General features: G+C 66.1%; 8 protein-coding genes. 1 reads left to right on the plus strand and 7 read right to left on the minus strand.

Going from position 1 to position 6,000, the window contains the following annotated elements; translation table 11 throughout:
• Positions 1-310: 310 nt before the first annotated feature.
• From ABZ098_RS36340 to ABZ098_RS36355, 4 genes are all read right to left on the minus strand, one after another.
• A complete protein-coding gene (locus ABZ098_RS36340; protein ID WP_356598018.1) occupies positions 311-469 on the minus strand; it encodes a hypothetical protein in 159 nt (52 codons plus the stop codon).
• A 229-nt stretch (positions 470-698) separates the two neighbouring features.
• The gene (locus tag ABZ098_RS36345; RefSeq protein WP_356598019.1) at positions 699-1,109 is read right to left on the minus strand and encodes an SsgA family sporulation/cell division regulator; all 411 of its coding nucleotides are present in this window, start codon (positions 1,107-1,109) and stop codon (positions 699-701) included.
• 483 nt (positions 1,110-1,592) lie between these two features.
• The gene (locus ABZ098_RS36350) at positions 1,593-1,886 is read right to left on the minus strand and encodes a hypothetical protein (RefSeq protein WP_356598020.1); all 294 of its coding nucleotides are present in this window, start codon (positions 1,884-1,886) and stop codon (positions 1,593-1,595) included.
• Between the two features lie 355 nt (positions 1,887-2,241).
• The gene (locus ABZ098_RS36355; protein ID WP_356598021.1) at positions 2,242-2,742 is read right to left on the minus strand and encodes a single-stranded DNA-binding protein; all 501 of its coding nucleotides are present in this window, start codon (positions 2,740-2,742) and stop codon (positions 2,242-2,244) included.
• Positions 2,743-3,180: 438 nt separating this feature from the next.
• Between ABZ098_RS36355 and ABZ098_RS36360 the strand changes: the two genes are divergently transcribed.
• Complete coding sequence (locus tag ABZ098_RS36360) at positions 3,181-3,720, plus strand: IS5 family transposase (protein WP_356598022.1); 540 nt, start codon at positions 3,181-3,183, stop codon at positions 3,718-3,720.
• Here the strand turns inward: ABZ098_RS36360 and ABZ098_RS36365 are convergent.
• The 3 genes from ABZ098_RS36365 to ABZ098_RS36375 all read right to left on the minus strand — a co-directional run bounded on the left by ABZ098_RS36365 (position 3,648) and on the right by ABZ098_RS36375 (position 5,678).
• Positions 3,648-4,574, minus strand: coding sequence for a hypothetical protein (locus ABZ098_RS36365; protein ID WP_356598023.1), 927 nt, complete (start codon positions 4,572-4,574; stop codon positions 3,648-3,650). The genes ABZ098_RS36360 and ABZ098_RS36365 overlap by 73 nt on opposite strands.
• A 34-nt stretch (positions 4,575-4,608) precedes the next feature.
• Positions 4,609-4,782: a hypothetical protein gene (locus ABZ098_RS36370; protein ID WP_356598024.1), complete on the minus strand. Its 174-nt coding sequence runs from the start codon at positions 4,780-4,782 to the stop codon at positions 4,609-4,611.
• A gap of 608 nt (positions 4,783-5,390) precedes the next feature.
• Positions 5,391-5,678 carry a hypothetical protein gene (locus ABZ098_RS36375; protein WP_356598025.1) on the minus strand — a complete coding sequence of 96 codons (288 nt, stop codon included), beginning with the start codon at positions 5,676-5,678 and terminating at the stop codon, positions 5,391-5,393.
• Positions 5,679-6,000 lie beyond the last annotated feature (322 nt).

Raw genomic sequence — 6,000 nt, forward strand, 5'->3', positions numbered from 1 at the left:
CAAGGCGAGCCACGAAGAAGAAGAAAAAATACGGCACCCCGGCGCAGCTGCTGCCCGAAGACAGCGTGCACCGGGGTGCTACAGAAGCCGGAACCGCGGAGATCTCCAGGGGCGCAACGCATGGATCAGCTGCAGTCCTCAGGTGTGCTTACTGGAGTACGCCGGGGATCAGTCGACGCACCACGGGTTCGAACCGGTCGCTCACAGCACATCGGGGGGGCGTGCGGGGCATTGTCCGGCTGAACCAATGTTGGCCAGAACGGCCCCGGCCGGGTCCCCTGGTCAGGGGCCCCTTTTCGCAGCCAGGCATTCAGCCCTTCTTGCCTCCCAAATTGATCCGGACGCGGGAGCTCGGTTCCTTCTCTTCCGCACCCTTCGGACTCTCGTCGCGCAGGTGGATGCGGACGCGGGAGATGGGTTTGTCGTCGGCCCTTGTGCCGAGGTTGATGCGAACACGGGACTTGCTCACGGGTCGCTCCCTTCGTTCTGAGCGGGTGACGGATCCGCCACCCCGCGGGGGTTACGCAGTGGCCGGTTGTGGCACTTCTAACAGTTCGGCGAGGTGGCACACCGGGCGAGCTGCGCGCACCATCCGGCCGCGGCATCCCTGACCGGAATCCGGCAACGTCGACGCAGCAGACCGGACGGACGGCACGTCTCGCCGCCGCGGCAGCGGCCGGCTGTCGTTCCCGGCTGGCTTATCGTGGCTCGGCGAGCATGCTGGCCAGCGCGCGGTCCAGGTTCGTGAGAAACCCGGGCGCTTCCGCCTCGCGGCCGTAGGGGACGGCCTTCGCGGTCCGTCGGAGAAAGTCGCCGAGAGCCTGACCAGGCAGGCTCAACTCGGCGCTCCCGTGCGGGGAATCCAGGCGAAGGCGCACTGTGTGCGAAGGCAGATCGGTGGGGTCGATGTGCACATCGCCCATTCCCGCAGGCCCGCTCAGTCCGTCCCTCAGCAGCTCCCGACCTAGCGTCCACATCACTGGGGTATGGTCGCCGCCCAGGTCGAAGGTGACATCGACGCAGTAGGGGGTGTCCGGCGAGTAGAACAGGCGGACCAGGACACACGCAGCTGCCGGGAAGTTGAGGTGCGCGTAGAACTGCGTTTCCATTCGGTGCTCCGTTGGAATGTTGACCCCAGCGGGCCGGTGCGTTGTCGCGGAGGCGCGCTCAGAGTCTGCGGTGTGGGGCTTTGTCATGCCAGGCCAGCCCGGGCGGCGTGCGCGTCCCGCTCCGGACTGCTACGGGCGGCAGGTGAGCATGGAGGTCGTGCGGCTTTCGGGGCAGGTGTGAGCGTCACGGCCTTGAGGAGCGCGCGGACGACGTTGGTACCTTGGGCGCGCCGCGGGTGCCATCGTTGCCGTGGATGATCTCGGCGCGCAGTACCTTCCCGCTGGTCTTACCGACCTGGATGGTGCCGAAAGTGCCGTGCACGCCGCCCGCGTCGTGAGTGATCTGGCGGGTACCCCGGTAGATGCCACAGTCGGATGATGCCGACGGTGTAGGGCGTTGGGCCTATCAGGTCGATCGGGTGGGGCGCGGAAACCGGACCTGCCGTCCAGCCGGTCCGCTTCGCCTTCTCGCGGGGGCTGCGGTTACAGGTGGGTGTTGCTGGCGGCCTCGTCGGCCCAGTCGGCGGCCTCGTGGTCGTCACGGTCCTCGATTTCCGCCGCGAACGCACTCCATCCGCCCATCGCTTTCGCGGCGCTGAGGTAGCCGTGTGCCCACATCGCGACGGCGGTTGTGTCTTCGGGGAAGGCGACTGGTTCGGATGTGCCGTGCCCGGTGAGGTAGAACCTGTGGTGTTCAGCCTCGCTGGGGAACCAGGCGAGGTCGGCGATGACGAATTCAGCCTCGGGGTAGCGTGCGACGACATCTGCGGTGGTCATTCTGCGGTCCTGGTCGTGCTGTGTCGGCTCGTGCCACACGATGAGCAGGTCCGGGTCGTTGGAGCCTTGGCTACGCCAGACTTCTTCGACTCTGGCGGCCGGAGAGGCGCCGCACTGGGCCGAGGGAGTCGTGCTGCGGGGAACCCGAGAGGTCATGATGCTCCTGTTGAGTTGACGGGGTCGCAGGCTGACCGCCCGGGATGGTGGGTGTATCTGGCCACCGGCGGTGCAACACACGCAACAGGGCGTGCTATGAGTGCAGTTGACGTCACGCGGTCGAATCTGGTCTTGAGGCAAACCAGGGCCGGCCCCGCACCGATGCGGGGCCGGGCAGGTGCAGGTGGCCCCGGAGCGACTAGCGCGGACCGGGGCCAAAGGGCAGCTGCTCGTCCTGTACGGCGCTGGCCTGCGCGACGGCGACGGGCGCAGCAGCGGCGACCGGGGTGGGGGCCTGGGCCTGCAGGTTCTGGTTCTGGGCCTCGGCCTTGGTGACGCGCTCGGCCAGGCGGGCCTGGGTGGTGGCGCGGGACTCCAGGAAGGTGATGTCCTCGGAGATCACCTTGAGGTCGAATACCTGCTCGCCCCCCTTGGCGTACCGGTCCATGCGGAGCGAGAAGCCGACGGCGACAAGGTCACCCCTGTGGACGTTGGCGTAGGGGCCCAGACCCTGGGTCTGGGCCCGGACGAAGGCCTCGACTGGCACGGCGTCCGAGTCGCGCTGGTTCTGGGCGTTGGTGTAGGCACGGTCGGTGAAGACCGTGAAGAGGACCTTCTTGGAACCGTCCTTGTTCTCGAAGACCTTGGGGTCGTTCGCGAGGCGGCCGATGAGCTGTCCGTTATTGCGGGGGTTCGACATCAGTTCTTCTCCTCGAGTACAGCACAACGCCCGGATCGACGTCGTCGTCCGCACGCAGTTGGGTTGGGTTGGGTTGAGCTGAGCTGAGACCTTCAGTTGTCTGTCATGCCACCATCCGGATCAGCTTCGCTGATCAGATGATGTCCTCTTTCAATGCTTCATCCGAATCAGCTGTGCTGATCGAATGCCTTGTCATTCCGAGTCCCGAATCGGCTCCGCCGATCAGGCTCGTGTTCTTCAGTGAGTTACCGGCCACTTCCCCGACCAGACCTCCGGCGTGATGTCCGGATGCCCCTCAACTCGGCCTCCGGTTGGTCCGCTCGTGCGGTGTCGCCGGCCTCGCAGGCGAGCCGGTAGGAGTATTCGAGATGGGCGCTCTTTCCGCGGTGGACGACTGCCAGGGTGAACTAGGGTCCGTCTTCAAAGATCATCAAGTTGGTGGATCATGGTGGGGTGATACGCCGCCATGAACTCACCGATCAGGAGCGGGAGTTGCTTGCTCCGCTCATACCGCGGGCCGCGACAAGCCGTCCGCGAGTGGAGGACCGGCAGGTCGTCAACGGGATGGTCTACAAGATCCGGACCGGGATCTCCTGGCGTGACCTGCCGGAACGCTACGGGCCATGGCAGACGGTCTACACCCGCTTCCGGCGCTACGCGCTGGACGGCGTGTTCACGCGAGCTCTCCAGCAGATCCAGGCCCACGTCGACGCGGCCGACGACATCGATTGGCTCGTCCAGATCGACTCCACCATCGTCCGCGCCCACCAGCACGCCGCCGCAACCGGCCCCATGGATTCCAGCACAACGGTGGGATTCAAACCCACGAACCAATTGCGCTCCTGGGCGAAGGGGATGCTGATGCCTCTGCAGATTTACTCCCGGATCGACTGCGTCGATCCAGATCAGTCACCTGCCAGCGCCTGCTCGCGATACAGCTCGCCGATCCGGGCAACGGCTCCAGCTGGAGGCTCATAGACGGGCGGCAACTCGCTGATCATGACGTCGAGTTCCCGAGCACCTGGCATTGGCGCGGGCCGCGGCATGGCCTTGCCCTCGGCAGTGTCGAGGAACTGCGAGATCGCGCGCTCGATGCGCTGATTACGAGTCAGCAATCTGTTGATGCCGTTGACCCCGTCGAGGTCCAGGTCGAGGGTCACCGCCCGGTTGAGTGCCCGGCGCATGCGGTGCTCGATGGTGCGGTGCGCGTTCAGATCGATGGTGGTGTCCTTGTAGCCGAGCAGCACTGCGTCGAAGACGCCCTCGATGCTGTCCGGGAGCTGCCAACCGGGGAGATGCCCGAAGGTGCCGTCCGTCTCGCGGTCGTCGGCGTCGAGCAGATAGTTCCAGTCGTCGCGCCGGCGCTTCCACTCGTCCTTCCGGATCTCCTTCGGTCGGTCAGCCTGATCCTGGTAGTGGTAGTCGGCGAGGACCGGGTGACCATCGGCTTCGAGGGCCAGGAGCGCATCGGTGTACGCGCGGTTCCCGGCAAAGGGGTAGGCCAGCCGGCGCGTGCCGTACCCGTCGTGGACCTGACCGAAGACGATGCTGAAGCGCAGCGGATCGTGGAACGTCATGCGGTCATCGAGCCCTGACTGCTCGTCGAGCCAGAGCTTCCGGGCCCTGTAGACGAGATAGTTGTGCAGGGGGCCGCCCATGTTGCGTTCGCGTACCTCGGTGTCGTCGACGACGCGGGCGACGTTCCTGGCGATGATGGGTACAGCCAGCTCGCGGAAGACCTCGCGCATGCGCTTGGAGATCAGGCGGATGAGTTCGAAGAGGTCGGGCGCGTGCGCGGTCAGCCGCAACCCGTCGTACAGCTTGACGCTCATCGGAATTTCCGTTCTCGGGACGCCCATATAGCTGTCAAACAGCTGGAGCGGGGTTGTTTTGAATGATGTGCGTGGCCGGTGTGCTGGTCAGAGCACGGTGGACTTCGCAGGCGACGATTCGCTTGTGGCAGCGAATGATGTCCTTCTTGAACCGCCCGGCCTTGGCCCGGCGTTCGACATAGGCGCCGGTGCGTCCGTCGAAGCGCATCGGGACCAGCGCGATGGTGTGCAGCGCGTTGGTCGCGGTCCGATCACCGCCGCGGTGAGGCGGTAGAAGTGAGTGCGGGAAGAAGTCGGGATCCGAGCGGCATCGGCGAGGTACACGAATGCCTCCTCGGACCACATGCGTTCGGGATTGTCCCCGGCGGAGGCCAGCTGGCCAGGGCGGCGGTCTCGGGGCTGATTCCGAACAGCTCGGCTTGACCTGCGGGCCGAACTCGGCGTCCAGGGCCTGGTGGCGGCGGGTGGTCCACAGCGCCCTCACCGCCTCGACCACGCCGTCTCGGCTCTTTGGCGTGCCGGTGGCCAGCCGGGCAGAACGGCCATTGCGGCGGCGTACATCACTTCGCCGACCATCCGACCGACCCGATCCCGCCGTCGAAGATCGGCGGGACCCTGACCAGAGTCAAGGCAGTTCAGCGCCGCGTCGGCCCTGACGGCGCCGACCGCTCCTCCTACGGGACGGGCGAGCCCGCCGGTACTTCGACGGTTTCCTGGTGGCCGTTCTCCAGCGGGCCTTCGCCCTGGCCGACGCTCGTCCCGACCTGCTACGCGGCGAGCCGTCTGGGACGGCTGCCTGACCGGGCGTGGTGCACATCAGGGCCAGACGGTGTCGGACTCTGGACGCAAATCCGGCCAATCGGCCAGGAAGTGGGTGACCTTGTCGGCAGGCACGACGACTCCGGAGCACTGTGTCAGGAGACGCACGTACTCGACATCTTCGACGACCGCGATGACCTCCTCCCAGGTGACATCGTCGAATGCCTGGAGCAGCCCGTAGCCGGCGTCCGTACGCTCCAGACCGGCGCCCCAGCAGAACTCGCGGTAGGCGTCGGCGTCCAGGGTGGCGGGGGTGACGAGCGCTACCCGACGGATGGTGATCATGCGGTCTCCTCTGTGCTGGGGCGACGTGAACGGAGCTGCCCTCCGTACTCGGGCACGGCGAGCGGCTCGGCACGCATGAGCCGGCGACAGGTGTGTGGCTGTGGCGCGTGCGTACCTATAGGGGGCCCTGTGACAACACTTCGGAGGCACTGGTCACCCTAATGAGCGACAGGCCGAACGTGATTACCCGATACGTGCGCCGGAGGCGTGGGGGGGGGGGGGGGGGGGGCCCCCCCCCCCGCGCCCCCCCAAAAAAAAGCACGGGGGGAGAAGGAAGACAAAAACAACACAAAAAAAAAAAAAAAAAAAAAAAACGAGAGAG

The sequence above is a fragment of the Streptomyces sp. NPDC006335 genome (genome assembly GCF_040612795.1).
Taxonomy (GTDB): Bacteria; Actinomycetota; Actinomycetes; order Streptomycetales; family Streptomycetaceae; genus Streptomyces.